Here is a 24,680-nt window from a genome sequence, read left to right on the forward strand (position 1 = left end):
TTGCCACACAATCATCGGTTTCGCGCGCTAGCGTGCGGATTGAGCCAGGCCTCTATATTCGCGGTAATAACGCCCGCCCAGGTTGGTCAACACTTCATAGCCGATGGTGTTGGCCATGGCCGCCACAGCGTCGACCGGGTGTTCGGCGCAAATCAGGTCGACCAGGCTGCCTGGCACCACGCGTTCCTGGGCGATGGCGCTCACGTCCAGCGTGATGGAATCCATCGAGATGGCGCCGATCTGCGGCACTTTCACGCCATCGACGACGGCCAGTCCCTGGTTGCTCATGCTGCGCAGCCAGCCATCAGCATAGCCGACGGAAACGGTGGCCACCTGGCGCGGCTCGCTGGCCGTGTAGCGGCGGCTATAGCCCACGTGGTCGCCGGCGGCTATCGTGCGCGTTTGCAGCACTTTTCCTTGCAGGCGCACCACCGATTGCAGGGGATTGGGCGCGTCGCCCTGTGGCGCGATGCCGTACAGGGCAGCACCGGGGCGCACCAGGTCAAAGTGATAGTCGGGCGACAGGAAGATGCCCGAGGAATTGGCCAGGCTGGCGCGGTACTGCGGCAAACGGGCGCGGATGGCGATGAAACGGGCCAGCTGCTCGCCATTCATGGGGTTGCTCCGCTCGTCGGCGCAAGCCAGGTGGCTCATGATGTAGCGTACTTTGATGCCATCGAGAAAGTGTGTGTCAAGCAGCCAACCATCGATTTCCTGCGGCGACAGGCCCATGCGCGACATGCCGCTGTCGACCTGCACGATGGCGTTCAGGGTGGTGCCCAGCGCTGTTGCATGCCGGCGCCAGCCCGCCACCTGCGGCTCGCTGTTGAGCACGGGGGTCAAGCCGTGGGCCGTGAATTCGCCTTCCGTATCGACGGGCGGGCCGTGCAGCACGAAGATCTCCGCATCCGGCGCCACGTGCGGGCGCAGGCTGATGCCCTCTTCCAGGTGCGCTACAAAGAAATGGCGGCACCCCTCTTCATACAGGGCCGCGCCCACTTGTGCGGCGCCGAGGCCATACGCGTCGGACTTCACCACGGCCGAGCAGGCGGCCGGATGCGCCTTGTCGCGCAGCAACCGGTAGTTGGCGCGCACGGCGTCCAGGTCCACCGTCAGGATGGCACCGCTACGTTCCTTGGGAGGCATGCTTCCCGCCATCTCAGGCTCCCGCGTATTGCAGTTTGCCGCCGCGCTGCGCGCCGCTGTAGCGGCTGACGGACAGGTCGTCTGCCAGGATGGCCGGCTGTTTCGACGACATCAGGTCGGCCAGCAATTGCGCCGAACCGCAGGACATGGTCCAGCCCAGCGTACCGTGACCCGTGTTCAGGAACAGGTTGCGCAGCGGCGTGCGGCCGACAATCGGCGTGCCGTCCGGCGTCATCGGGCGCAAACCCGTCCAGAACGTGGCCTCGGCCGTGTTGCCGCCGCCGGGGAACAGGTCATTGACGACCATTTCCAGGGTTTCGCGGCGGCGCGGGTTCAGGTTCAGGTTGTAGCCGGCGATTTCCGCCATGCCGCCCACGCGGATGCGGTCGTCGAAACGCGTTACGGCAATCTTGTAGGTTTCATCGAGGATGGTCGACACGGGCGCCTTGGCCGCGTTGACGATAGGCACGGTGATCGAGTAACCCTTCAGCGGATACACGGGAATGTCCAGCAGCGGCTTCATGAAGCCGGTTGAGTAGGAACCGAGTGCCACCACATAGGAATCGGCCTTGACGATTTCCGCGCCGCATTGTACGCCAGCGATTTCATCGCCCTGCGTCAGCAAGGCGTCAATCGATACGCCATAACGGAACTTCACGCCCAGCGCCACGGCCATCTCGGACAGGCGGGTGGTAAACAGCTGGCAATCGCCCGTTTCATCGTTGGGCAGGCGCAAGCCACCGAACAGCTTGTCCTTGACACCTTCCAGGGCCGGTTCGGCGCGCGACAGTTCGTTGCGCTGCAGCACTTCGTACGGTACGCCAGCGTCTTTCAACACTTCGATATCTTTCGCGGCGTCGTTGTATTGCTTTTCGGTGCGGAACAATTGCATCGTGCCTTGCTGGCGGCCTTCATACGTGATGCCCGCCTCGGCGCGCAGCACCTTGAAGCAATCGCGGCTGTATTCAGCCAGGCGCACCATGCGTTCCTTGTTCACGGCATACGCTTCCGGCGTGCAATTACGCAACATCTGCCACATCCATTTCAGCTGGGCGGCGCTGCCGTCGAGCGAGATGGCCAGAGGCGCGTGGCGCTGCATCATCCACTTCACGGCTTTCAAGGGAATGCCGGGCGCGGCCCATGGCGAAGCGTACCCGGGCGAGATTTGCCCCGCATTCGCGAAGCTGGTTTCCAGTGCCGGGCCAGGCTGGCGGTCGATGACGGTCACCTCATGTCCTGCCTTGGCCAGATAGTAAGCACTGGTGACGCCGATGACGCCGCTACCCAGAATCACAATACGCATAGTTTCCTCAATTATATTTATGGCTATTGCCAGATTAACCGCTATCATATTGGGAAAGAGCCAGTATTTGTTCACGTATAAATCGAGATATTCAGCAATAAATCATGAGAATCCTTAAAGAATCGGCACGTGGCCTCGACAAGCTGGACCGTCACATCCTGCGCATCCTGCAACAGGATGGCCGCATCTCAATGAAAGACCTGGGCGAACAGGTGGGCCTGTCCATCACGCCTTGCATCGAGCGGGTCAAGCGCATGGAGCGCGACGGCGTCATCACGGGCTACCATGCGAAGGTCAACCCGGCCGCGCTGGGCGCCAAGCTGCTCGTCTTTGTAGAGATTACGCTGAATCAGAAGTCGGCGTCCGCCTTCGAGCAATTCCGCCGCGAAGTGTTGCAAATTCCCGAGGTACAGGAGTGCCATCTGGTGTCGGGCGACTTCGATTACCTGATCAAGGCGCGCATCCATGAAATGGCCGAGTACCGCAAGCTGTTGGGCGACATGCTGTTGCAGCTGCCGGGCGCAGCGCAATCGAAAAGCTATGTGGTGATGGAAGAAATCAAGGAAACCCTGGCACTCTCGACCGACGTGCTGCAGACTCGCTGAAGGTACCGGCTGCCGGTACTGGCGGCATCGTTTTGTGCGTCTTTGTATAATTTTGTAGCACATTCGTGGCGACACAAGCACACTCCCCTCCTGACATCACGCCCGTCCCCTCTGAGATTGGAAGCAGTGATGCACACTGGGAGTCCGTATGAACACATTGATAAAACTGGCATTTTCCTGCCTCGCGGGCCTGGCCGTGGCCATGTGCACCGCCAGTGAATACAAGGTCAACCGCGCGCCGGCCAACGGCGCCATCTACCAGAACATCACAGTGGGCAAGACCACCCGCCTCGACCTCGACGCGGCGTTGGGCAACGCCACCGTGGTCAGCTTTGACCCAGGCTATGAAGTCTGGGTCTACAAGAACCAGTTGCAAACGCCCAGCGTGACGCGTTTGATCCCCCTGCTGGGCGAAAAAGGCACGCGCGAAGTGGCCGTCATGTTCGACCAGGCGGGCATCGTCAGGAAATTCCGGATACACGAGCCGCGCAAGTAGGTCGCACAAGCAAGCCATGCGGACGCGCCCGCCGCGTCCTCTTGCTCTACACTGGCGCTTTCTCTTCCGGTGCCCCCATGCAATTACCCGCAAGCCTCGCGCAGATCTCAATGGACAAGGATTGGCGGCACGACACGCCCTATCCGCCCCTCGGCTTCAGCCCCTTCTTCGAAGGCGCGCTGGGCAATGGCGACACCTTCGGCCTGTACTGGCCCATCGGCCGCGAAGCGTTCGAACCGATCGTCGTCCATCCAGGCAATCATATCGCCACCGTCCTTTGGCGGCCCGCCGTTGAAAGCCTTGCAATGGCTGCGCACGCAGGCGGTGCCGGATGGGGAACTTGACCCCATCCGGCGCGCCTGCGGGCAGTTGTCGTTCAACTTTGGCGGCAGCAAGGAAAATGCCGATTATCCCGTGCTGCTGGCCGCCATAACCACCTATCTGGAGCAAGGCAACCATGTTTCCGCCTCGACCCTGATGCAGACGTATGCCGAGCTGATGAGCGCGGAAACCGTCTCGTTCCAGGAACGCTACGCCTTCGAGCCGGCCGCCTTCATTGCGCGGCAAGTCGCCGTCAGCGCGAAGCTGCCCCAGGGCAGCCGCGACCCTGCAGCGCTATGGTTGTCGGGCATGGATTAGTTGCTGCCGGAACAGCTTGCGATACGCAGAAGGCGACGTCTGCAGGCTGGCGCGGAAATGCTGGCGCAGCGACAGGGCCGTGCCGAAGCCGGCCTCTTGCGCCACGACATCGATCGAGGCCGCGCTTTTTTCCAGCAGGCCTTGCGCATGCGCCAGGCGCTGGTTCAGCAGCCATTGTTTAAAGGACGTGCCCGTCGCTTGGCGGAAGTGGCGCGTAAAATTGCGCCGGCTCATGGCGGCCCGCTCGGCCAGGGCGTCGATGCTGTGCGCCTGGCCCAGGTTGGCCGTCACACAGGCGAGCACGTCGGCAAAGCGCCCTTCGCTGCCGGACACGGGCAGCGGGCGCTCAATGAATTGCGCCTGTCCGCCCTGGCGATGCGGCGCCACCAGCAGCCGGCGCGCCACCCGGTTGGCCACCTCGGCGCCCGCCAACTGGCGCAGCAGGTACAAACAGCAATCGAGGCCGGCCGCCACACCGGCCGACGTGAGTACTCCGCCATCATCCACGTATAGCACTTCCCGGTCCACCCTGACCTTGGGATAACGGGCCGCCAGCCGGTCCGCCATGCCCCAATGCGTGGCCGCGCTCTTGCCATTCAACAAGCCCGCCTGCGCCAGGGGAAACGCGCCCAGGCACAAGCCCACCATGCGCGCACCGCGCCGGCTGGCCGCCTGCAGCGCCTCGATCAACGGCGCCGGCGCGTCGCGGCAATCGTCGTGCCAGGCCGGCATGATGACGATATCGGCCCCCTCCAATCCTTCCAGCCCGAACTCGGGCATGATGCCGAAGCCAGCCGCTGTGCGCAGGGGTGCGGGATCGGCGGCGCACACGCGCACGTAAAAAGGCGGCAGATCGGCCTCGCCCGTCTGGGCACCAAACACGAGGCAAGGCACAGACAGGTGAAATGGCGTCATGCCGTCGAAGGCGATCACGGCCACGCTCAAGGAGGAGGAGGAGGAGGACGAGGACGCAGGAATAGTCAGCATGGCCCGATTTTATCTCATATCGGCCTTCAGGCCACTTTTTGTTTGCAATGCCTGGCCTGACAATGGCGTTATCGAGGAAGTCCTTCCTCTTTCAACCGTTCCAGGAGAACCCATGTCCACCCAAGCCTCCACCGCGCCACGCCGCGCCTTGCTCGTCATCGATGTACAAAATGAATATTTCACGGGCGACATGCCCATCGAATATCCGTCCGTCGACATTTCACTGCCCAACATCGTTCAGGCCATGGCTGGCGCTCGCACTGCCGGCGTGCCCGTGATCGTCGTGCAGCACGATGCACCGGAAGATTCGCCCATCTTTGCCAAGGGTAGCGACGGCTGGCAGTTGCACCCACAAGTGGCCGCTTTCGCCGCCGACCACCGCATCAACAAGAGTATGGGCAGCGCGTTTGCGGGCACGGATTTGCGCGCCTGGCTGGACAGCCACGGCATCGATACCCTGAGCGTGATCGGCTACATGACGCACAACTGCGACGCCGCCACCATCTACCACGCCGCGCACGACGGCTTGCAGGTCGAATTCCTGCAGGATGCCAGCGGCACCCTGTCCTACGCCAATGCGGGCGGAACGGCCAGCGCCGAGGAAATTCACCGCGTCTTCAGCAGCGTGTTTCATTCGAATTTCGCCGCCGTCGCCAGCACGCAGGCCTGGCTCGATGCCGTACGCGAAGGCAAGCCGCTGGAAAAGGACAATATTTATCTGTCGAACCAGCGCGCCCGGCAAGCGGCAAGCGCCGCCTGAGTTGGCCCCTTAAAAGCGCCGGTGCCCGTCATCGGCGTCGCAGCGGCCGCTGAACTTGATCATGCCATCGACCGTGATCACGCCGCTGCGGCGCTTGATCACGAGGGTGGGACTGTTCAGGCTATTGAGCTGGAACGGGCCACGGATGTCATCGTGGCCGACGACCAGGTCCATCTGGATGGTCAATCCTGATCGTAGACCAGAATCTTCGGATGGAAACACTTCATCCATTTTGAATGCAGATACACCTATTTAACCTCGCGGGCTCCTGGGCATCTGGTAAAAATCCAATGATCACTTGGAATATCAATTTATTGTCCGGATAAAAACTTTCTTGCGGTATTCTATTATTATCACAATGAACTAGGGATATGACATGGGCCGACGCTCTGGATTGGAAGGTTTCATCCGTGCCACGAGCAGAGCTATCGCAGCTGCCGAGAGGGAGCAAGCAAGACAAGTACGAGGCGCAGCCACGATACGGCGGGTTCATGAACGCAACGAACGCATGGCTGCTGCGCAATCGATGCGCGATACAAAGGCGGCAGAAAAGCAGGCAAAGATCGACTATCTGGATTTAAGGCAGCAGGAGGTCGCCGACATGAATGAAGAGATTGAGGATTGCCTCGTTGGTTTGCGCGGAGTGCTGGCCCACACCCTTGATGTCGACGATACGATTAGTTTCGACAGTCTTAGGCCAACAGAAAAATTTGCCCCGTTTGAAATATCCCCCCGTTTATTCAGCACCTCCGCTCCGAACGAAGTTCTGCATCACCCGCCTCCTTCATGGTCAACAATAATGCCCCATGTCGCGAAGCGTCATGAACTTAAAGTAAAAAAATCAGAAGAAAACTACCACAGGCAGTTAATCGCTTTCAGTGTCCAGGAAATCGCCAAGAATTTTTTCAAGGATCAGGAACGCCGCGAATACGATGCGCGAAAAACGGCCTTCTATGCTGGCCAGGCCGAACGAAATAGTGCAATTGATCAGTTCAAGGCAGAGTATTTCTCACACGACCGCGATGCCGTGGTGACTTACTGCGATATGGTGCTATCAAGATCAGAGTATCCACTGACTGATTTCCCCCAGCAATTTCGCGTCGCCTATGATGGTTTGACTGGCACATTGGCTGTCGAATATGAATTGCCGTTGATTTCCATCGTGCCCACGACAAGCGAATTTCGCTACGTCAAAAGCAAGGACAGCATCGAATCAAAGATCCGCAAGCCATCGGAAATTCAGGACATTTACCGGCAGCTGATCGCTGAAATCGCCCTGCGCACCATGCATGAACTGTTTGAGGCGGATCAGGCATCAGCAATCAAAGTACTCGCTTTTACGGGAATCATTGATACCCATGACCCCGGGACAGGCCATAACATCCGAGTATCCGTCATTTCGGTGCGTGCGGCGCGTGACACGTTTCTTGCCATCAATTTGCAGCGGGCGGATCCGGTCGCATGCCTGCGTACTTTGGGCGCCCATGTTTCATCCCGTCCCGAGGAACTGCTGGCGGTCAAGCCGATCATCGAATTCAATATGGTCGACAAGCGTTTCATTATGCAGGGCGATGCCTTGAACGAGTTGGAAAATCGCTCAAACCTGCTTGAACTAAGTCCAACCCAATTTGAAGTCCTGGTCGCCAATTTGTTCAGCAAAATGGGACTCGAGACCAAACTCACCCGCAGCTCCCGTGACGGCGGAGTTGATGCGGTGGCATTCGATATCCGTCCTGTGTTGGGTGGCAAGGTAGTCATTCAAGCCAAGCGATATAAGGATGCGGTTGGCGTGAGCGCCGTTCGCGATCTGTATGGAACCATGTTGAATGAAGGCGCGAATAAAGGCATATTGGTCACGACCAGCCGCTATGGACCCGATGCCTATGTCTTTTCGGCGGACAAACCGATCGAACTGATAGACGGCTCAGCCTTGCTGTATCTGTTGCGCGAGCACGCCGATGTGAATGCCAGGATTGTCCCGCTGAGCTAAGTTGCAACTTTACTGGGCTGTTAACCGCGCCTGCAGAACAGACACTTGTAGGAGTGAGTGAGTATGATGCGTCCACTACAGGTTCCATCATCAACAATGCGAAAAATCATACTCCTGAGCTTGAGCGCTCTTGCTGTTTTCCTGCTGGCCACCGCCGCCCTGGTGCTGGCGGGACTCAACGACAAGGAAGCCCCCGCCGATGTGATCGTCGTGCCGGGCAATACGATCATGCCGGACGGCACGCCCAGTCCCCGCCTGCAGGCGCGGCTCGACGTGGCGCTCAAGCAGTTCCAGGCGCACCGCGCCCCACACATCCTCGTCAGCGGGGCCACGGGCAAGGAAGGTTTTGACGAGGCCGCGTCGATGGCCCGCTACCTGCAGTCGCGCGGCGTGCCGGCCAGCGCCATCCTTGAGGATAATCAAGGCTGGACCACGGACGCCACGGCGCGCAACGCGGCGGTCTTGATGCGCCAGCATGGCTGGCACACGGCCATGGTGGCCACGCAATACTTTCACGTACCGCGCTTCCGCCTGGCTTTGGCGCGGGCCGGCATAGCCGTCAGCGGCAACGTGCACGCACCCTATTTTGAACTGCGCGACCTGTATTCGGTGCCGCGCGAAACGGTGGGCTACGCCGTGTATTTCGCGCGGCCCTGATCTCCGCTTATTCGCTCCAGTCGCGCGAGCGCTCCACTGCCCGCTGCCATTTATGCAGCCGCGTCAGACGCTCGTCGGCGGCCATCTTCGGCTCGAAACGCCGCCCTACCTGCCATTGAGCGGCGATTTCCTCTTGCGATTCCCAGAAACCCACGGCCAGGCCCGCCAAGTAGGCGGCGCCCAGGACTGTCGTTTCCGTCACCACGGGGCGCACCACGGGCACGTTCAGAATGTCGGCCTGGAATTGCATCAGCATGTCGTTGCGCGCCGCGCCGCCATCGACGCGCAATTCGGATAGCGCAATGCCCGCGTCATCCTGCATGGCGGACAAGACGTCCACGTTCTGGTAGGCCACGCCTTCGAGCGCCGCGCGCGCGATGTGCGCCTTGCCCGTGCCACGCGTGATGCCGATCAGGGTGCCGCGCGCGTACGGATCCCAGTACGGCGCACCGAGGCCCGCGAATGCGGGCACGAAGACCAGGCCGCCCGAATCGGGCACGCTGGTGGCCAGCGCTTCCACTTCAGACGAGTCGCGGATGATGCCGATGCCGTCACGCATCCATTGCACGGCCGCGCCCGCGATAAAGGCGCTGCCTTCGAGCAAATAGTCAGTTTTATCCGATCCCGGGCCCAGGCTCCAGCCCACCGTCGTCAACAAGCGATTTTTCGAGGGCAAGGGGCGCTTGCCGACGTTCATCAGCATGAAGCAGCCCGTGCCATAGGTATTTTTCGCCATGCCCGGTTTCAAACAGGCCTGGCCGAAGGTAGCCGCCTGCTGATCGCCCGCAATGCCGGCAATCGGCACGGAGACGCCCAGCAGTGCCGCATGCGTGTGGGCGGCCACGCCGCTCGATGGCACGACGTCGGGCAGCAGGGAGGCGGGAATGTCGAGCAGCGCCAGCAGGTCAGTGTCCCATTGCAAAGTGTGAATATTGAACAGCATGGTGCGCGCCGCATTGCTCGTATCCGTCAAGTGGGCGCCGCTCATCTTGTAGATCAGCCAACTGTCGACGGTGCCGAAGGCCAGCTCGCCCCGCTCGGCACGCGCGCGGGCGCCGGGCACGTTGTCGAGCAGCCATTTCAATTTGGTGGCGGAAAAATAGGCATCCAGCACGAGACCCGTCTTGCGCTGAATCAAGTCCGCCTTCCCCTGTTCGACCAGTTGCGCGCAGTAAGCTGCATTTCTCCGGTCTTGCCAGACGATGGCGTTGGCGACAGGCTCGCCCGTGGCGCGGTCCCACAGCACCGTCGTTTCACGCTGGTTGGTCACGCCGATGGCAGCCACGTCGGAAGCGGCCACGCCGCTGTCGCGCAGCACCTGCTGCAGCACGCCCTCTTGCGAAGCCCATATTTCACCCGCGTCGTGCTCGACCCAGCCCGGCTGGGGGAAAATCTGGCGGAATTCGCGCTGCGCGCTGGCGTGCGGCCGGCCCGCATGGTCGAACAGGATGGCGCGCGAACTGGTGGTGCCCTGGTCTAAAGCAAGTATGTATTTGGTCATGGTCACTACTACGTCTATACAGTGAAGAGGCACGGGCAAACGCCCGTGCCCCGGGAAAGCGGCGGCAGAAGTTTACACGACTACCTTACCTTGCCTTCTTTCCAAGCTTGCAGCAGCTTGTCGTAGGCAATCGTTTCACCCTTCGGCTTTTCATTTGCCAGCTTTTTCCATGGGGCGTGCTGGTCCGACAGATACTGGTTCGGGTCGCCCTTGGCATTGAGCTTGGGCGCGCACGCCTTCATGCCCGCCCGCTGCAAGCGGGCCATGACCTGGTCCATTTCCTCGGCCAGGTTATCCATGGCGGCCTGCGGCGTTTTTTCCGCCGTGATGGCCGTGGCCACGTTTTTCCACCACAGTTGCGCCAGCTTCGGATAGTCGGGCACGTTGTTGCCCGTCGGCGTCCACGCCACGCGGGCGGGGCTGCGGTAGAACTCGATCAAGCCGCCGTATTCGTTCGCGTGTTTCGTGAAGTAATCGTGGCGGATGTCGGAATCGCGGATGAAGGTCAGGCCGACGATGGATTTCTTCAGCGACACGGTTTTCGAGGTGACGAACTGCGCATACAGCCAGGCGGCGGCCTTGCGGTCGTCCGGCGTGGACTTGAACAGGAACCACGAGCCCACGTCCTGATAGCCATTCTGCATGCCCTCTTTCCAGTACGGGCCATGCGGCGACGGCGCCATGCGCCATTTCGGCGTGCCGTCTTTATTAACCACCGGCAAGCCCGGTTTCGTCATGCCGGCCGTAAATGCCGTGTACCAAAAGATCTGCTGGGCGATTTCGCCCTGCGCCGGCACGGGACCCGATTCCGAGAAATTCATGCCGTTCGCTTGCGGCGGCGCGTATTTCTTCATCCAATCGATATATTTCGTCAGCGCAAAGACGGCCGCCGGCGAATTGGTGGCGCCGCCGCGCGACACGGATGCGCCCACGGGCGTGCATTTGTCGGCCGCTACCTTGATGCCCCACTCGTCGACCGGCATGCCGTTGGGAATGCCCTTGTCGGCAGCGCCAGCCATCGACAGCCAGGCATCGGTGAAGCGCCAGCCCAGCGACGGATCTTTCTTGCCATAATCCATGTGACCATAGACTTTCTTGCCGTCCAGTTCCTTCACGTCATTCGTGAAGAAATCGGCGATGTCTTCATAAGCGGACCAGTTTTGCGGCACGCCCAGCTCATAGCCATACTTGGCCCTGAACTTGGCTTGCAAATCCTTGCGCGCGAACCAGTCGGCGCGGAACCAGTACAGGTTGGCAAATTGCTGGTCGGGCAACTGGTACACCTTGCCGTCCGGCGCCGTGGTAAAGCTGATGCCGATGAAATCTTTCAAGTCCAGGCCGGGATTCGTGAATTCCTTGCCCTTGGCTGCCATGTAGTCGGACAACGGTTCGACGGCGCCGTAGCGGTAGTGCGTGCCGATCAGGTCGGAATCGGAAATCCAGCCGTCATAGATGCTCTTGCCGGACTGCATCGACGTCTGCAGCTTTTCCACCACGTCGCCTTCCTGGATGATGTCGTGGCGCACCTTGATGCCCGTGATTTCCTCGAAAGCCTTGGCCAGGGTCTTCGATTCGTAGACGTGGGTGTCAATGGTTTCCGAGACCACGGAAATTTCCTTGATGCCCTTGGCTTTCAGCTTGGCCGCCGCATCGATGAACCATTTCATTTCAGCAAGCTGTTGCTGCTTGCTCAGGCTGGATGGTTGGAATTCCTTGTCGATCCAGGTTTGCGCCTGTTTGGCGTCGGCCAGGGCCGCATTCGACACGAGCATGGCCGCAGCCGCAAAGACCGTGAACTTCAATTTCATCGTGAATCTCCTTTTATAGTTTTTACCGGCCGCCTGCTGGCGGTACGGCACCCATCAACACCGGCAAGCCGGCTATCCCCAACGCATCACAATTACCAACAACACAAAACTGATGGCAGCACCAATCGCCTGCTGCATTTCCGTCAACCCCGCCCAGGCCAGATTGACATACGCGGCCGTGAGCAAGCCGATGAACAGGCGGTCGCCGCGCGTCGTCGGCATGGGCAAGAAGCCCTTGCGTTCTATGCTGGGTGAACGGATTTGCCACACCGTCATGCCTGCCAACATCAAGCCGATGCAAATGAAAAAGATGGCCACTTCAGGCGTCCAGGCCATCCAGCCGAACAGGCTGGCTGTGCTATCGGTATTTTCCATGTCACACCCTCCCCATCGCAAAACCCTTGGCTATGTAATGCCGTACGAACCAGATCACCAGCGCGCCGGGCACGATGGTCAGCACCCCTGCGGCCGCCAGCACGCCCCAGTCCATGCCGGCCGCCGAGACCGTACGCGTCATGGTGGCGGCAATCGGCTTGGCATTGACGGATGTCAAGGTGCGCGCCAACAACAGTTCCACCCAACTGAACATGAAGCAGAAGAAAGCCGTCACGCCCACGCCCGACTTGATCATCGGCAAGAAGATGCGGATGAAAAAGCGCGGGAAGCTGTAGCCGTCGATATACGCCGTCTCGTCGATTTCCTTGGGTACGCCGGACATGAAACCTTCCAGTATCCACACGGCCAGCGGCACGTTGAAGACCATGTGCGCCAGCGCCACGGCCAGATGCGTATCCATCAAGCCCACCGTTGAATACAGCTGGAAGAAGGGTACGAGGAAGACGGCGGGCGGCGTCATGCGGTTGGTCAGCAGCCAGAAGAACAGATGCTTGTCGCCCACGAAGTTGTAGCGCGAAAAGGCATACGCGGCCGGCAAGGCCACCGTCACCGACATCACCATATTCAAGGCCACGTAAATCATGGAATTGATGTAACCGCTGTACCACGATGGGTCCGTAAAGATGGTTTTGTAGTTGGCGAACGTCAGGTGCTCGGGCCACAGGCTCAGCACGCCGACGATTTCCTCGTTGGTCTTGAGCGACATGTTGAGCATCCAGTAGATGGGCAACAGGGAGGCCAGCAAAAAGACGACCAGGATGGCACTGCTCATTTTCTTGTGTATCATTTCTGATCTCCCGTGCCGACGCGCTGCATCCACGTGTACAGCACAAAGCAGAACAGCAGGATGATCAGGAAGTAAATCAGGGAAAACGCGGAAGCCGGCCCCAGGTCGAACTGGCCCACGGCCTTTTGCGTCAGGTATTGCGACAAAAAGGTGGTCGCATTGCCCGGTCCGCCGCCCGTCAGCACGAACGGTTCCGTATAGATCATGAAACTGTCCATGAAGCGCAGCAAGACGGCGATCATCAGCACATTGCGCAGTTTCGGCAACTGGATGTAGCGGAACACGGCCAGGCGCGAGGCGCCGTCGATGCGCGCCGCCTGGTAATACGCGTCGGGAATGGCGCGCAAGCCCGCATAGCACAGCAGCACCACCAGGGGCGTCCAGTGCCAGATATCCATCACCATCACCGTCAGCCAGGCGTCGAGCGAATTGCCGTTGTAGTTGTAATCAAAACCCAACTGATTCAGGGTATAGCCCATCAGGCCGATGTCGCCGCGGCCAAAGATTTGCCAGATCGTGCCCACCACGTTCCAGGGTATCAGCAGTGGCAGCGCGATCAGTACCAGCGCCAGCGAGGCTTTCCAGCCATCGGCAGGCATGCACAGGGCGATCAAAATGCCCAGCGGAATCTGGATCGCCAGCACGGAGCCGGAAAATAGCAGCTGGCGCAGCAAGGCGCTGTGCAAGTCGCCGTCGAGCATGACCATGCGGAACCATTCGGTGCCCACAAACACCTTTTGCGTGGGGCTCAGAATATCCTGCACGGAATAGTTCACCACTGTCATCAGGGGCAGGATGGCGGAAAAAGCCACGCACAGCAGCACGGGCAGGATCAATAGCCAGGCGCGGCGGTTGTTATCGGTTTTACCGTTATGTATCATCAGGCCACCCGCTTATCGTTGACATAGAACAAGGTACGTTGCGGCGGAAAGCGCAGCCGCACAGTCTCTCCCGCTACCGCATCGATGGCGCGCAGCTTGGCCGCCACCGTCGCGCCGCCCAGCTGGAATTGCGCCAGGTAATGCGTGCCCATATTGCGCACGGCCGTCACCGTGGCGTCCAGGCAATGGTCGCCACCTTCGCCTCCCTTGCCCACCGTCAGGCATTCGACGAATTCAGGCCGCACGCCCAGCGTGATCTTGCCCCGCGCGCCAGCCAGGGCCGCGCGGGCGGCAGCGGAAACGGCCAGTGCCTGTCCCGCCACCCTCGCTCCGCCATCGTCCAGGGTGCAATCGAGCAAGTTCATGCCCGGATTGCCGATGAAATAGCCGACAAACGTGTGTTCCGGCTCCTCGAACAGCGCTTGCGCGCTGCCCGTCTGCACCACTTCGCCCTGCGTCATGACGACCACCTGGTCGGCAAAGGTCAACGCTTCCACCTGGTCATGCGTGACGTAGATCAGGGACAATTTGAGTTCGTGGTGGATTTCCTTGAGTTTCCGGCGCAACAGCCATTTCAAGTGCGGGTCGATCACCGTCAACGGTTCATCGAACAGCACGGCCGCCACGTCGGGGCGCACGAGGCCCCGACCCAGCGAAATCTTTTGCTTGGCGTCCACGGACAAGCCGCTGGCGCGCAATTTCAGGTCGTCCGTCAACTCCAGCATCTGCGCCACCTGCTGCACGCGTTTTTTCACTTCGATCTCTTTCCAGCCGCGATTGCGCAGCGGAAAGGCCAGGTTGTCGTGCACGGTCATGGTGTCGTAGATGACGGGAAACTGGAACACTTGCGCGATATTCCTCGCTTCGGTGGGCAGTTGCGTCACATCCTTGCCGTCGAACAGCACCTTGCCATGCGACGGTTTCACCAGGCCGGAGATGATATTGAGCAAGGTCGTCTTGCCGCAGCCGGACGGCCCCAGCAAGGCATAAGCGCCGCCGTCATGCCATTGCATGCTCATGGGCCGCAGCGCATAGTCGGCGGGTGCCGTCGGGTTCGGCTTGTAGGCGTGGGCCAGGTCGAGCAGTTCGATGCGCGCCATGTCACACTCCTCCTTGCAAAGGGGCAAACAACAGGCCGCCGTCGTCTGCGAAAATCAGCAAGGCATGCGGCTGGCAATACACGGTGCAGGCGCTGCCGATCTCCAGCTGGTGCACGCCACCGAGTTGTGCCACCAGGGCCAGCTCGCCGCGGCGCGCATGCACATACGTTTCCGAGCCGCTGATTTCCGCCAGATCAACCTGCGCCGCGATGGCCACGTCGCCATCGGACTGCGGCGACAGATGCAGGCTGTGGGCGCGCACGCCGAGGATCACCTCCGTGCTGTCGCCCAGGCTGGCGCGCTGTTCGCCGCTCAAGTGAATCGCCAGGCCATCGGCCGCCTGCGCCACGCCCTGCGCATCCACGCGCGCGGGGATCAGGTTGATCGGCGGATCGCTGAAGGTGCGCGCCACGGCGATGGAGTTGGGCGCGTTGAAGACGTCGAGCGTCGGTCCCTGCTGCAGCAAGCGTCCCTCGTGCAGCACGGCCACATGGCCGCCCAGTTGCAGCGCTTCCAGCGGTTCCGTAGTAGCGTACACGACCGTCGTGCTACCGCTGGAAAACAGTTCCGTCAATTCGCGGCGCAATTCCTCACGCAGTTTGTAGTCGAGATTGACGAGCGGCTCATCGAGCAGCAACAGAGAGGCATCCTTGATCAGCGCGCGCCCCAGCGCCGTGCGCTGCTGCTGGCCGCCCGAGAGTTCGCCGGGCGTACGCTGCAGATACGGCGTGATATGCAGGCGCTCGGCCAGCGCCAGTACTTTCGTGCGGATCTGCTCCTCCGGCACCTTGCGCAAGCGCAAGGGCGAGGCGATATTGTCGTACACGGTGAAGGCCGGATAATTAATGAATTGCTGGTACACCATGGCCAGGTTGCGACGGCTGACGGGCACGCCCGTCACGTCCACGCCATCGGCCGTGACGGTGCCCCCGCTGGGCTTGTCCAGACCCGCCATCACGCGCATCAAGGTCGTCTTGCCGGCACGCGTGGTGCCCAGCAAGACGTTGATGGCGCCCGGCACCAACGCCAGCGACATCGGATATAAAAAGTCGTCAGCCCCCTGTTTCCTGCTGATCTTGTCCAGTACCAGTTGCACGCGCTTCTCCTCCAGTGATGGTTTCTTATTCTTCGCCCCACCCTCTGCGGGGCGCGGTCGCCAACGTATTCTGTGTTCTTCTTACGGCAGCAACGGATGCTGCAACAACCAGGTATCGAGCCTGGCCGCCGTCTCGCGCGGCAGGTGCAAGCCCAGCTTGGAGCGCCGCCACAGGATGTCGGCCGCGCTGACGGCCCATTCATGGCGCCGCACATATGCGACTTCCGCCGCGTACAGGCCGGCGGCGATTTCCTCGCCCATGGCCGCCACGTCCGTCCGCCCATCGAGCAGCACATGGATGCGCGTGCCGTAAGCGCGCGCATAGCGCGCCACCAGCGCCGCCGGCAACCACGCATATTCGCGCTGCAAGCCTTGCACGAACTGGCCGAACTCGCGCACGGACCGGTTTTGCGGCGTGCTGCCGAACAGATCGCCGCCTGGCAGGCAGGCGTTGGCTGTCCAGGCCGGCAGCGTATTGCCCAGCAAGGGCGCCAGCATATCCATTGCCTCCTCGGCCAGCTTGCGGAAGGTAGTGATCTTGCCGCCGAAAACACTCAGCAGCGGCGCCCCTTCCTGGTCCAGCTCGAAGCGGTAATCGCGCGTGACAGCCTTGGCGTCAGCCGCCGCGTCTTCCACCAGCGGACGCACGCCCGCATACGCCCAGACCACGTCGGCAGGCACGACGGGCTTGCTGAAATAGTAACTGGAAAGCTCGCACAAGTAACGCATTTCCTCGTCATCGATTTCCACCTTGCCACGTTCGCCGTGGTAGTCGAGATCGGTGGTGCCGATCAGGGTGAAATCGTGCTCATACGGAATGGCAAATACAATGCGTCCGTCCGGATGCTGGAAGATATAGGCATGATCATGCGCGAACAGGCGCTTGACGACGATGTGGCTGCCCTTGATCAGGCGCAAATGGCGGCCCTGTCCGCCGGGCGCCGCCTGTTGCAGGAATTCGGCCGTCCACGGTCCCGCCGCATTGACGACGCTGCGCGCGCGCACCAGCGTCTGCCTGCCGCTGGCGTGCTGCAGGGTGGCCAGCCAACAAGCGTCCTCACGCCCGCCCTGGCGCACGAGCGCCGTGCAGCGCGTCTGCGTCAGCACGTGCGCGCCCTTGTCCGCCGCGTCGATGGCATTGAGCACGACCAGGCGCGCATCGTCGACCCAGCCATCGGAATACACGAAGCCGCGCTTGAATTCGGGTTTTAACGGTTTTCCCGCCGCGTGGCGCTCAAGGTCGATGCCGTGCGAGGCTGGCAGGATTTCCCGCTTCGCCAGCAGGTCGTAGAGGAACAGGCCGGCACGTATCAGCCAGGCCGGGCGCTGTCCCTGCGCATGCGGCATGACGAAGCGCAGCGGCCACATAATGTGCGGCGCCGAGCGCAGCAGCACTTCGCGCTCGATCAGCGCCTTGCGCACGAGGCCGAATTCATAGTATTCGAGGTAGCGCAGGCCGCCGTGTATCAGCTTGGTGGAAGCCGATGAGGTGTGAGCTGCCAGATCGTCCTTTTCGCACAGCACTACGGACAAGCCCCGCCCGGCCGCGTCGCGCGCGATGCCGGCGCCATTGATGCCGCCGCCCACCACCAGCAGGTCGCATTCCATCGCAGGCGCCACCGCTGCGTCGATTTCCTGCTGTATTGAGGCCATCGGGACTCCATCGTTATCAAGCACAGGCAACCAAGAAAGACTAGGCACACCCGGCGACTGTGGTTAAGATCAATACGGATGTCATACGAATGCAATATGAATGAGATTACGCCACAAATCGAACTTATAGCAACATGTTTTTACCCACATTTGTTCGATTTTTTTCGTTTGTGGAATTTTAAAGAGACACGCCCATGAATTTGAATCCCCGCCAGCGCCGCTTGCTTGAAGTGGTGCGCCAGAAAGTCACCATGTCGGTCGAGGAGTTGGCCCAGCAACTTGACGTCACGCCGCAAACCGTGCGGCGCGACGTCAAACAGATGGAGGAAGCGCGCCTGCTGGCCCGCTATCACGGCGGCGTGGGCTTGCCCTCCTCCGTGGAAAACATCGATTACAACCAGCGCCAAGTATTCAACAGCGAAGCCAAGCGGCGCATCGCCACCGCCGTGGCGGCGCAAGTGCCGCATGGCTGTTCGCTCCTGATCAATATCGGCACCACCACCGAGGAAGTGGCGCGCGCGCTAGGACAGCACACGGGCTTGCACGTGGTGACGAACAACCTGAATGTGGCCGCCATCCTGGCCGACAACGCCGCCTGCGAAGTCATCGTGGCCGGCGGCGTGGTGCGCGGGCGCGACCGCGGCATCGTGGGCGAAGCGACCATCGACTTCATCCGCCAGTTCAAGGTCGACATCGGCATCATCGGCATTTCCAGCATCGACGAAGACGGCAGCTTGCGCGACTTCGATGCGCGCGAAGTAAAAGTGGCGCAAGCCATCATCGAGCAGTCGCGCGAAGTGTGGCTGGTGGCAGACCAGCATAAATTCGGCCGCAAGGCGCTGGTGCGCCTGGCCGACCTGGCGCAAGTCGATATCCTGTTTACGGACGCGCCGCCGCCGGCACGCTTTGCCGAAGTATTGCGCGAAGCGGGCGTGAAGGTGGTGGTGGCCGCCTGACGCCGAGCGTTCCACGGCTGGTGGCGCGCGCCATCACCGGGCAAGACAGGGCATCCCCGGCTCAGTGCGCGATGGCAAGCTTGCCGAAGTGGCGCCCGCCGGCAGCCAGCTCCGCATACGCCGCGGCTGTGTCGTCGATGCTGAACACGCGGTCGATGACGGGCACGATGCCATGTGCGGCGATGGCCTGGGCCGCCTGCGCCAGGTCGGCCACGGAACCGGTGTTGTTGCCGACGATGCGCAAGGCCTTGACAATGACGGGCAGCAAGTCGATGCTGGCGGCCGTGCCGCCCACAAAACCCACGGTGAAGACCGTGCCACCCACCGCCGCCGCGTTGAGCGAGCGCACGATGGTGGCGCCGCCCACCGTCTCGACCACCAGGTCGGCACCCCGCCCAGCGGTCAGCTTCAGCACTTCCGCATCCCAGGCGGGCGTGGCCCGGTAGTTGATCAAGTGATCGGCGCCCAACTGGCGCGCCCGTTCCAGCTTTTCATCGCTGGACGACGCCAGGATTACCGTGGCGCCCGACGCCTTGGCGAACTGCAAGGCAAACAGGCTGACGCCGCCCGTTCCCAACAACAACACCACCGATCCGGGGCGCACTGGCGCCGAACGCACGGCATTCCAGGCCGTCGTCGCCGCGATGGGCAACGCCGCGCCCTGGACGAAATCAAGGTGGGCCGGCAAGGCGACCAGGCTGGCAGCAGGGACGGCCACGTACTCGGCCAGCGAGCCCGGCAAGGTGACGCCGCGCATTGCGCCCACGTTGTGCGGCGTGACGGCGCCGCCCTGCCAGCGCGGCATGAAGTGCGGAATGACGCGGTCGCCGACGGCCAGGCCGCTGACGCCCTCGCCCAGCGCCGCCACTTCACCCGCGCCGTCGGCGACGGGAATCAGCGGAAAGGCCGCGCCGGCAAAATTGCCCGTCGCAATGGCCACATCCAGGAAGTTCAGCGTGGCGGCGCGCAGGCGCAGCAGCACCTCGCCCCGGCCGGCCTGCGGCTCGGGCAGCTCGGTCGGGCGAAACGCGGTGAGGGAAGGAGCGGTCAGTTGTATGGCTTTCATGATCTGTTCTCAGGCGATGTGTGTCAGGGTGGCCGCACGCTGGCGGGTAAAACATCAGTGTCATTTAAAATCATTAATAGATAAACTATGGCTTGATTCAATGATTTGACACTGAGGATTACCAATGGATTTGCTCGACAGCATGAAGGTGTACGTACTGGCCGTTGAGAAAGGCAGTCTGAGCGCTGCCGCGGCCGCCTGCGGGATCTCCGCGACGATGGCCGGCAACCACCTGCGGACGCTGGAAAAACGCCTGGGCATGCAACTGCTCCAGCGGACCACCCGGCGCCAGCACCTGACCGCCTTCGGCGAGGATTACTATGCGCGCTGCAAGGAAATCCTCAGGCTGGTGGCCGAAACCGATGTCCAGGCGCAAAACCTGCAACTGGCGCCCGCCGGCAAGTTGCGCATCACGGCGCCCCTCACCTTCGGCGCGGAAGCGCTGATGCCCGCCATGGCCGTGTACCTGGAGCGCTATCCCGAGGTGAGCATCGATGTGGCCCTGAGCGACCGCGTGATCGATCTGGTGGAGGAAGGCTTCGAGGCCGCCATCCGTATCGGCCGATTGCCCGATTCATCGCTGATCGCCAGGCCGCTGGCGCCCTACCGGCTGATGATCTGCGCCTCGCCCGACTACCTGGCGCGCAAGGGAACGCCGCGCCAGCCGGCCGACCTGAGCCAGCACGAATGCCTGTCCTTCTCGCCCGCTGCACTGGCGCACTGGCGCCTGACGGGCCGCCAGGACGACGTATGCAGCGTGCCCGTCTCGGGTCGATTGCAAGTCAACCACGGCCAGGCGCTGCGCGTTGCCGCATTGCATGGCATGGGCATCGTGCTGCAACCGACCTTCCTGCTGGAAACGGACGTGCTGGCGGGCCGCCTGGTCCAGCTGTTTCCCACGCATACACTGCCCAGCCGCCCCTTGAGCGTGGTCTACCTGCCGGACCGCTACCGCTCGCCCAAGTTGCGCAGCTTCGTCGATTTTCTGGTGGAACGGTTCAGCTGATGGGCGCCGTTTCAGGCATGTGCCATTCGACATCAATCGCAGTTGAAATATTTATCAATTCGGCAAAAATCATGTTACCATTGATGCAACATGAGTTATTTTTTTAATCTTCCTCTCCGGCAATACAATTATTTGCTTGATATTGCTTTTTATCTATCCAGAGCAAGAAAAAAAGGAAAAACTCTTTACCGGTAAATGATTTCCTGTGAAAACAGTGTTAGAAGTACCTCAAGCACAATAATTGTTCCCAAACAAACCACTCGACAGCAAGCGTGAAGGCCTTGACCATGCCGGTAACGCCGCCCAGTGAAGGAAGAAAAATGAGCCATAATTTTGAAACGGCCGCCACGCAAGCCGCCCATCCCAACAGCGTTCCCGTCAGCGAGCTGGAAGCCCATCTCGGCTACTGGCTGCGTTTCGTGTCCAACCACGTTTCCCACAGCTTCCAGAAAAAAGCCGAGGCCAACGGCGTGACGGTGTCCGAATGGGTGGTGCTGCGCGAAATGTTCCGCCTGGGCTGCACCTCGCCCACGGTGTTGGCGCAAGTGTCCGGCATGAGCAAGGGTGCCGTGTCGAAGCTGATCGACCGCCTGGAAAGCAAGGGCATGGTCAGCAAGTCGATCCTGCTGGCCGACCGCCGCCAGCACTCGATCGAATTGACCACGGAAGGCGAAGCGCTGGTGCCCGTGCTGGCCGAGATGGCCGACCAGAACGACGAGGAATTCTTCGGCAAACTGCCACGCCAGCTGCGCGACGACCTGCTCGAGGCGATGAAAGAAGTGGCGCGCACGCATCAGCTCAAAAGTGCGCCCTTGAATTAACAGGGGCAGCTTGCGGCAAGGGTGAGACGGTGGCACGGGCGCTTCGGCTATGATGCTGGCCTGACCGTCTACCAGGAACACGCATGGCCCTGCACATCGAAACCCCTCTGCTCAACTCGCGCGCCCTGAGCCTGCACAGCGACCGCGCCATCTGGCTCAAGCTCGAAGCCTTGCAGCCGCCCGGCTCCTTCAAGATCCGCGGCATAGGTCTCGCCTGCGAAGAATACGCGCGGCGCGGCGCCAGCCGTTTCATCTCTTCTTCCGGCGGCAATGCCGGCATCGCCGTGGCCTATGCGGGACGCCGCCTGGGCATTCCCGTCATCGTCGTGGTGCCGGAAACGACCAGCGCGCGGGCCAGGGCCCTGATCGCGCAGGAAGGCGCCGAAGTCATCGTGCACGGCGCCGCCTGGCAAGAAGCCAACGCGCTGGCGCAAGCTATGCTCACGCCGCAAGACGCTTTCCTGCATCCATTCGACGACCCGCTGCTGTGGCAGGGCCATGCCGGCATGATCGATGAAGTAGCCGGCGCCGGCCTGAAACCGGACGCGGTGGTGCTGTCGGTGGGCGGCGGCGGCCTGCTGGCCGGCGTGGCCGAAGGCTTGCAGCGCAACGGCTGGGACGACGTGGCCCTGTTGGCCGTGGAAACCGAAGGCGCGGCCTCGCTGTCCGCCGCCGTGGCCGCGCGCGAACACGTGGCCCTGCCCGCCGTGAGCAGCATCGCCACCTCGCTGGCCGCGCGCCAGGTGTGCGCGCAAGCCTACGCCATCAGCCAGACGCGCCTGCTGCACAGCGTGGTGGTCTCGGACCGGGCCGCCGTCGATGCCTGCCAGCGTTTCATTACCGACCAGCGCCTGGTGGTGGAACCGGCCTGCGGCGCGGCGCTGGCGGCAGTTTACGGCAAGGTGCCGCAACTGGCACCTTACCGCAATGTGCTGGTCATCGTCTGCGGCGGCGTCACGGCCACCATGCAGCAGCTCGACCACTGGAGCGTCACCCTGTAACTCCGGTTACGGCGCCGCCTCGAGCAGCGCCACGCCATCGCGGCCCTGCCTCTTGGCGGCATACAGGGCCTGGTCCGCCAAGTCCAGCAACTGCGCAGGCGTCAGCGTGCCTTCGCGGAAGATGGCGATGCCGATGCTGGTCGTCACCGGCAGCGGGCCGCTGCTCAGGTCGAAGGGTAGGCGGATGGCGTCGATGATCTTTGCGCCGATCTGGCGCACTTCGGCCGCGCTGTTCACACCTTCGAGAATGATCACGAATTCATCGCCGGCCAGGCGCGCCACCAGGTCGCTGGCGCGTACGCTGCGCACCAGGCGCGCGGCGAATTCCTTCAGCACTTCGTCGCCGGCATGGTGGCCCAGGCTGTCGTTGATGGCCTTGAAGCGGTCGATATCGAGATAGGCCAGCGCCATCGGCGCGCGCGCGGCACGCGTACGCTGCATGCTTTGCGCCATCTGTTCGTCGAAGTGGCGGCGGTTGGCGATGCCCGTCAGCGTGTCGGTGGCGGCGGCAAACTGCAGCGCCGTGTGCTCCGCCTTGGTCTTGGTGATTTCGTGGATCAGGCCATACACACCTTCCACCGTGCCGCTCTCGCCCACATCGGGCACGTAGCTGGTCTGGAAGGCGCGCTGGCCCGACTCCCTCTCGCCATCGATGGTGAACTCGTATTCGACCTCCTCGCCCGCGAAGGCGCGCTGCAGGTACTCCTCGCGCAGCTGGTAGGCTTCCTCGCCCAGCACGTCGCGTATCGACTGCATCATGCTTTCCTTGCGCGACCGGCCGAACCATTTTTCAAACGTGGCGTTGATGAACTGGTAGCGGTGCTCACGGTCGATGTAGACGATTACCACGGGTACATGGTCGGTCAGCAGCTTCAAGCGCCGCTCGCTGTCGCGCGTCTGCGCCTCGGCGATTTCGCGCTCGGCCACCAGCGAGTAAAAATCGCGGCTCAAGTCGCCGATCTCGTCGCGCCGCTCGATTTGCAATGCCTCGATGCCCAGGCGCTGGCGGCGGATCTGGCGCACCTGGCGGCGCATGCGCTCGAGTGGCTGCAGCAAGCGCAGCACCACGCGCCAGCCGGCCAGTCCCGCCAGCACCACCAGCAACACGGCGGCCAGCAATATCTTGCTGCGCATCGCATGCAGTGGCGCGAACGCTCCATTCATCGGATAGACCGAGGCCAGTATCCAGCCCGTGGCGGCGATGCGATGGTAGGCGAACAAGGCATCGACGCCTTGCGTGGTGGTGCCTGTCAGCCAACCCTCGAAGCCCTGCATGGCGCGTCGCGTCGGTTCGCTGATGGGGCCATGCGCTTCGATATGCTGCATGATGCGCGACTTGTCGGGATGCTCGACGATGACGCCTTCGCTGGTCATGATGTACAGATAACCGCCCGCGCCCGGCTTGAGCGCGCCAAGGCGCCCCAGGAAATCGGGCTGGCGCAGATTCACGCTGGCGGCCAGCACATAGCGCACGGCGCCCTGCGCATCGAACACCGGTTGCGTCACCACCACGATGGGCATGCCGGAAATGCTGCCGTTGAGCGGCGCGGAAATCACCGAGCGCCGGGTCGTCAGCGTCTGTTCGAAATAGGGACGACCTTTCAGGTTCAGCCCCGCCTGCGGCTTGAAGGGACTCACGCTGGCCAGCACGGCCCCGTCGACACCAACCACGCCGGCCGTATAAAACTCCTTGCCCAGCACCGTTTGCGCGGCCAGGAAGCGCTGCAGGCTGGCGTCATCGCGCGCGCCGCTGGCCGACAGACTGTCTGCCATCGCGCGCAGCACATTGCGCTTCGCATCAAGTTCTTCATCGATGAAGACGGCGGCGCTGGCCAGCGATACGTACTGCTGGTGCCCCGTCACGTCGCGCATGCCGCGCTCGGCCACGCTCAGGGTGGCCAGCGCCAGCGATGCCACTGCGGCCAGCACGAGCAGGAAGACGACCACGCTCATGCGCGCCTTCAGGCTGGCCGGCAGGCGCAGGCGCAGCAGTTTGCGCAATCTCATACGCATCGCCACGACGCC

The 24,680-nt window shown here is 61.9% G+C and carries 25 protein-coding genes; 11 read left to right on the forward strand and 14 right to left on the reverse strand.

Annotated elements, in window-relative coordinates; all coding sequences use genetic code 11:
• Positions 1–27: 27 nt before the first annotated feature.
• Both alr and ACQ4W7_RS08805 read right to left on the reverse strand, forming a co-directional pair.
• A complete protein-coding gene (gene alr, locus ACQ4W7_RS08800; RefSeq protein WP_436529865.1) occupies positions 28–1,146 on the reverse strand; it encodes an alanine racemase in 1,119 nt (372 codons plus the stop codon).
• A 13-nt stretch (positions 1,147–1,159) separates the two neighbouring features.
• Positions 1,160–2,449 carry a D-amino acid dehydrogenase gene (locus ACQ4W7_RS08805; RefSeq protein WP_426070372.1) on the reverse strand — a complete coding sequence of 430 codons (1,290 nt, stop codon included), beginning with the start codon at positions 2,447–2,449 and terminating at the stop codon, positions 1,160–1,162.
• 104 nt (positions 2,450–2,553) lie between these two features.
• Here ACQ4W7_RS08805 and ACQ4W7_RS08810 point away from each other — a divergent pair, with 104 nt between their 5' ends.
• The 4 genes from ACQ4W7_RS08810 to ACQ4W7_RS08825 all read left to right on the forward strand — a co-directional run bounded on the left by ACQ4W7_RS08810 (position 2,554) and on the right by ACQ4W7_RS08825 (position 4,189).
• Positions 2,554–3,054 carry an Lrp/AsnC ligand binding domain-containing protein gene (locus ACQ4W7_RS08810; RefSeq protein WP_426070373.1) on the forward strand — a complete coding sequence of 167 codons (501 nt, stop codon included), beginning with the start codon at positions 2,554–2,556 and terminating at the stop codon, positions 3,052–3,054.
• Between the two features lie 148 nt (positions 3,055–3,202).
• The gene (locus ACQ4W7_RS08815) at positions 3,203–3,550 is read left to right on the forward strand and encodes a hypothetical protein (RefSeq protein WP_426070374.1); all 348 of its coding nucleotides are present in this window, start codon (positions 3,203–3,205) and stop codon (positions 3,548–3,550) included.
• 77 nt (positions 3,551–3,627) lie between these two features.
• Positions 3,628–3,894, forward strand: coding sequence for a hypothetical protein (locus ACQ4W7_RS08820; RefSeq protein ID WP_436529867.1), 267 nt, complete (start codon positions 3,628–3,630; stop codon positions 3,892–3,894).
• Positions 3,842–4,189, forward strand: coding sequence for a hypothetical protein (locus ACQ4W7_RS08825; protein ID WP_436529869.1), 348 nt, complete (start codon positions 3,842–3,844; stop codon positions 4,187–4,189). The genes ACQ4W7_RS08820 and ACQ4W7_RS08825 overlap by 53 nt, the downstream gene beginning before the upstream one ends.
• Here the strand turns inward: ACQ4W7_RS08825 and ACQ4W7_RS08830 are convergent.
• Positions 4,166–5,134 carry a GlxA family transcriptional regulator gene (locus tag ACQ4W7_RS08830; RefSeq protein WP_426070866.1) on the reverse strand — a complete coding sequence of 323 codons (969 nt, stop codon included), beginning with the start codon at positions 5,132–5,134 and terminating at the stop codon, positions 4,166–4,168. The two genes, ACQ4W7_RS08825 and ACQ4W7_RS08830, sit on opposite strands and share 24 nt — an antisense overlap.
• A 154-nt stretch (positions 5,135–5,288) precedes the next feature.
• Here ACQ4W7_RS08830 and ACQ4W7_RS08835 point away from each other — a divergent pair, with 154 nt between their 5' ends.
• Positions 5,289–5,936 carry a cysteine hydrolase family protein gene (locus ACQ4W7_RS08835; RefSeq protein WP_436529871.1) on the forward strand — a complete coding sequence of 216 codons (648 nt, stop codon included), beginning with the start codon at positions 5,289–5,291 and terminating at the stop codon, positions 5,934–5,936.
• Positions 5,937–5,945: 9 nt separating this feature from the next.
• On the opposite strand, the gene ACQ4W7_RS08840 is transcribed toward ACQ4W7_RS08835, so the two are convergent.
• Positions 5,946–6,122, reverse strand: a complete 177-nt coding sequence (locus tag ACQ4W7_RS08840) for a hypothetical protein (protein ID WP_436529873.1) — start codon at positions 6,120–6,122, stop codon at positions 5,946–5,948.
• A 190-nt stretch (positions 6,123–6,312) separates the two neighbouring features.
• Here ACQ4W7_RS08840 and ACQ4W7_RS08845 point away from each other — a divergent pair, with 190 nt between their 5' ends.
• Both ACQ4W7_RS08845 and ACQ4W7_RS08850 read left to right on the forward strand, forming a co-directional pair.
• Complete coding sequence (locus ACQ4W7_RS08845; RefSeq protein WP_436529875.1) at positions 6,313–7,926, forward strand: restriction endonuclease; 1,614 nt, start codon at positions 6,313–6,315, stop codon at positions 7,924–7,926.
• Positions 7,927–8,046: 120 nt separating this feature from the next.
• A complete protein-coding gene (locus ACQ4W7_RS08850; RefSeq protein ID WP_436529877.1) occupies positions 8,047–8,583 on the forward strand; it encodes a YdcF family protein in 537 nt (178 codons plus the stop codon).
• Between the two features lie 7 nt (positions 8,584–8,590).
• Here ACQ4W7_RS08850 and glpK read toward each other — a convergent pair whose 3' ends face one another.
• The 8 genes from glpK to glpD all read right to left on the reverse strand — a co-directional run bounded on the left by glpK (position 8,591) and on the right by glpD (position 17,805).
• Positions 8,591–10,084, reverse strand: coding sequence for a glycerol kinase GlpK (glpK, locus tag ACQ4W7_RS08855; RefSeq protein ID WP_436529879.1), 1,494 nt, complete (start codon positions 10,082–10,084; stop codon positions 8,591–8,593).
• Between the two features lie 80 nt (positions 10,085–10,164).
• Complete coding sequence (locus ACQ4W7_RS08860; RefSeq protein ID WP_436529881.1) at positions 10,165–11,892, reverse strand: ABC transporter substrate-binding protein; 1,728 nt, start codon at positions 11,890–11,892, stop codon at positions 10,165–10,167.
• A gap of 72 nt (positions 11,893–11,964) precedes the next feature.
• The gene (locus tag ACQ4W7_RS08865; protein WP_426070381.1) at positions 11,965–12,267 is read right to left on the reverse strand and encodes a DUF2160 domain-containing protein; all 303 of its coding nucleotides are present in this window, start codon (positions 12,265–12,267) and stop codon (positions 11,965–11,967) included.
• 1 nt (position 12,268) lies between these two features.
• Positions 12,269–13,075 (reverse strand): carbohydrate ABC transporter permease, encoded by an 807-nt coding sequence (locus ACQ4W7_RS08870; RefSeq protein ID WP_436529884.1) that lies wholly within the window; start codon positions 13,073–13,075, stop codon positions 12,269–12,271.
• On the reverse strand, positions 13,072–13,956 hold the full coding sequence (locus tag ACQ4W7_RS08875; protein WP_034754965.1) for a carbohydrate ABC transporter permease: 885 nt from the start codon (positions 13,954–13,956) through the stop codon (positions 13,072–13,074). Before ACQ4W7_RS08875 ends, ACQ4W7_RS08870 begins: the two co-directional genes overlap by 4 nt.
• A complete protein-coding gene (locus ACQ4W7_RS08880; RefSeq protein ID WP_426070383.1) occupies positions 13,956–15,056 on the reverse strand; it encodes an ABC transporter ATP-binding protein in 1,101 nt (366 codons plus the stop codon). The genes ACQ4W7_RS08875 and ACQ4W7_RS08880 overlap by 1 nt, the downstream gene beginning before the upstream one ends.
• A 1-nt stretch (position 15,057) precedes the next feature.
• The gene (locus tag ACQ4W7_RS08885; protein ID WP_436529887.1) at positions 15,058–16,152 is read right to left on the reverse strand and encodes an ABC transporter ATP-binding protein; all 1,095 of its coding nucleotides are present in this window, start codon (positions 16,150–16,152) and stop codon (positions 15,058–15,060) included.
• Positions 16,153–16,233: 81 nt separating this feature from the next.
• Positions 16,234–17,805, reverse strand: a complete 1,572-nt coding sequence (gene glpD, locus ACQ4W7_RS08890; RefSeq protein WP_436529889.1) for a glycerol-3-phosphate dehydrogenase — start codon at positions 17,803–17,805, stop codon at positions 16,234–16,236.
• Between the two features lie 194 nt (positions 17,806–17,999).
• Here glpD and ACQ4W7_RS08895 point away from each other — a divergent pair, with 194 nt between their 5' ends.
• The gene (locus ACQ4W7_RS08895; RefSeq protein WP_426070386.1) at positions 18,000–18,761 is read left to right on the forward strand and encodes a DeoR/GlpR family DNA-binding transcription regulator; all 762 of its coding nucleotides are present in this window, start codon (positions 18,000–18,002) and stop codon (positions 18,759–18,761) included.
• A gap of 61 nt (positions 18,762–18,822) precedes the next feature.
• Here the strand turns inward: ACQ4W7_RS08895 and ACQ4W7_RS08900 are convergent, their stop codons facing one another.
• Positions 18,823–19,827: a zinc-dependent alcohol dehydrogenase family protein gene (locus tag ACQ4W7_RS08900; protein ID WP_436529891.1), complete on the reverse strand. Its 1,005-nt coding sequence runs from the start codon at positions 19,825–19,827 to the stop codon at positions 18,823–18,825.
• A gap of 124 nt (positions 19,828–19,951) precedes the next feature.
• On the opposite strand from ACQ4W7_RS08900, the gene ACQ4W7_RS08905 reads away from it, so the two are divergent.
• The 3 genes from ACQ4W7_RS08905 (at position 19,952) to ACQ4W7_RS08915 (ending at position 22,655) form a co-directional block, all read left to right on the forward strand.
• Complete coding sequence (locus ACQ4W7_RS08905) at positions 19,952–20,833, forward strand: LysR family transcriptional regulator (RefSeq protein WP_436529893.1); 882 nt, start codon at positions 19,952–19,954, stop codon at positions 20,831–20,833.
• 320 nt (positions 20,834–21,153) lie between these two features.
• Positions 21,154–21,654 (forward strand): MarR family winged helix-turn-helix transcriptional regulator, encoded by a 501-nt coding sequence (locus ACQ4W7_RS08910; protein ID WP_426070389.1) that lies wholly within the window; start codon positions 21,154–21,156, stop codon positions 21,652–21,654.
• Between the two features lie 83 nt (positions 21,655–21,737).
• Complete coding sequence (locus tag ACQ4W7_RS08915) at positions 21,738–22,655, forward strand: pyridoxal-phosphate dependent enzyme (RefSeq protein ID WP_436529895.1); 918 nt, start codon at positions 21,738–21,740, stop codon at positions 22,653–22,655.
• A gap of 6 nt (positions 22,656–22,661) precedes the next feature.
• On the opposite strand, the gene ACQ4W7_RS08920 is transcribed toward ACQ4W7_RS08915, so the two are convergent.
• Positions 22,662–24,662 carry a diguanylate cyclase domain-containing protein gene (locus ACQ4W7_RS08920; protein WP_436529897.1) on the reverse strand — a complete coding sequence of 667 codons (2,001 nt, stop codon included), beginning with the start codon at positions 24,660–24,662 and terminating at the stop codon, positions 22,662–22,664.
• Between the last annotated feature and the right edge of the window lie 18 nt (positions 24,663–24,680).

The sequence above is a fragment of the Janthinobacterium algoris genome (assembly GCF_051380935.1).
Taxonomy (GTDB): Bacteria; Pseudomonadota; Gammaproteobacteria; order Burkholderiales; family Burkholderiaceae_D; genus Janthinobacterium.

Excerpts from the sequence above, each read along its gene's own strand:
- ACQ4W7_RS08870 (WP_436529884.1), bottom strand. The coding sequence starts at position 13,075 with ATGATACACAAGAAAATGAGCAGTGCCATCCTGGTCGTCTTTTTGCTG.
- ACQ4W7_RS08865 (WP_426070381.1), bottom strand. The coding sequence starts at position 12,267 with ATGGAAAATACCGATAGCACAGCCAGCCTGTTCGGCTGGATGGCCTGG.
- ACQ4W7_RS08895 (WP_426070386.1), top strand. The coding sequence starts at position 18,000 with ATGAATTTGAATCCCCGCCAGCGCCGCTTGCTTGAAGTGGTGCGCCAG.
- ACQ4W7_RS08875 (WP_034754965.1), bottom strand. The coding sequence starts at position 13,956 with ATGATACATAACGGTAAAACCGATAACAACCGCCGCGCCTGGCTATTG.
- glpK (WP_436529879.1), bottom strand. The coding sequence starts at position 10,084 with ATGACCAAATACATACTTGCTTTAGACCAGGGCACCACCAGTTCGCGC.
- ACQ4W7_RS08920 (WP_436529897.1), bottom strand. The coding sequence starts at position 24,662 with ATGAGATTGCGCAAACTGCTGCGCCTGCGCCTGCCGGCCAGCCTGAAG.
- ACQ4W7_RS08915 (WP_436529895.1), top strand. The coding sequence starts at position 21,738 with ATGGCCCTGCACATCGAAACCCCTCTGCTCAACTCGCGCGCCCTGAGC.
- ACQ4W7_RS08810 (WP_426070373.1), top strand. The coding sequence starts at position 2,554 with ATGAGAATCCTTAAAGAATCGGCACGTGGCCTCGACAAGCTGGACCGT.
- ACQ4W7_RS08820 (WP_436529867.1), top strand. The coding sequence starts at position 3,628 with ATGCAATTACCCGCAAGCCTCGCGCAGATCTCAATGGACAAGGATTGG.
- ACQ4W7_RS08860 (WP_436529881.1), bottom strand. The coding sequence starts at position 11,892 with ATGAAATTGAAGTTCACGGTCTTTGCGGCTGCGGCCATGCTCGTGTCG.
- ACQ4W7_RS08845 (WP_436529875.1), top strand. The coding sequence starts at position 6,313 with ATGGGCCGACGCTCTGGATTGGAAGGTTTCATCCGTGCCACGAGCAGA.
- ACQ4W7_RS08835 (WP_436529871.1), top strand. The coding sequence starts at position 5,289 with ATGTCCACCCAAGCCTCCACCGCGCCACGCCGCGCCTTGCTCGTCATC.
- ACQ4W7_RS08805 (WP_426070372.1), bottom strand. The coding sequence starts at position 2,449 with ATGCGTATTGTGATTCTGGGTAGCGGCGTCATCGGCGTCACCAGTGCT.
- ACQ4W7_RS08905 (WP_436529893.1), top strand. The coding sequence starts at position 19,952 with ATGGATTTGCTCGACAGCATGAAGGTGTACGTACTGGCCGTTGAGAAA.
- ACQ4W7_RS08910 (WP_426070389.1), top strand. The coding sequence starts at position 21,154 with ATGAGCCATAATTTTGAAACGGCCGCCACGCAAGCCGCCCATCCCAAC.
- ACQ4W7_RS08880 (WP_426070383.1), bottom strand. The coding sequence starts at position 15,056 with ATGGCGCGCATCGAACTGCTCGACCTGGCCCACGCCTACAAGCCGAAC.
- alr (WP_436529865.1), bottom strand. The coding sequence starts at position 1,146 with ATGCCTCCCAAGGAACGTAGCGGTGCCATCCTGACGGTGGACCTGGAC.
- ACQ4W7_RS08815 (WP_426070374.1), top strand. The coding sequence starts at position 3,203 with ATGAACACATTGATAAAACTGGCATTTTCCTGCCTCGCGGGCCTGGCC.
- ACQ4W7_RS08900 (WP_436529891.1), bottom strand. The coding sequence starts at position 19,827 with ATGAAAGCCATACAACTGACCGCTCCTTCCCTCACCGCGTTTCGCCCG.
- glpD (WP_436529889.1), bottom strand. The coding sequence starts at position 17,805 with ATGGCCTCAATACAGCAGGAAATCGACGCAGCGGTGGCGCCTGCGATG.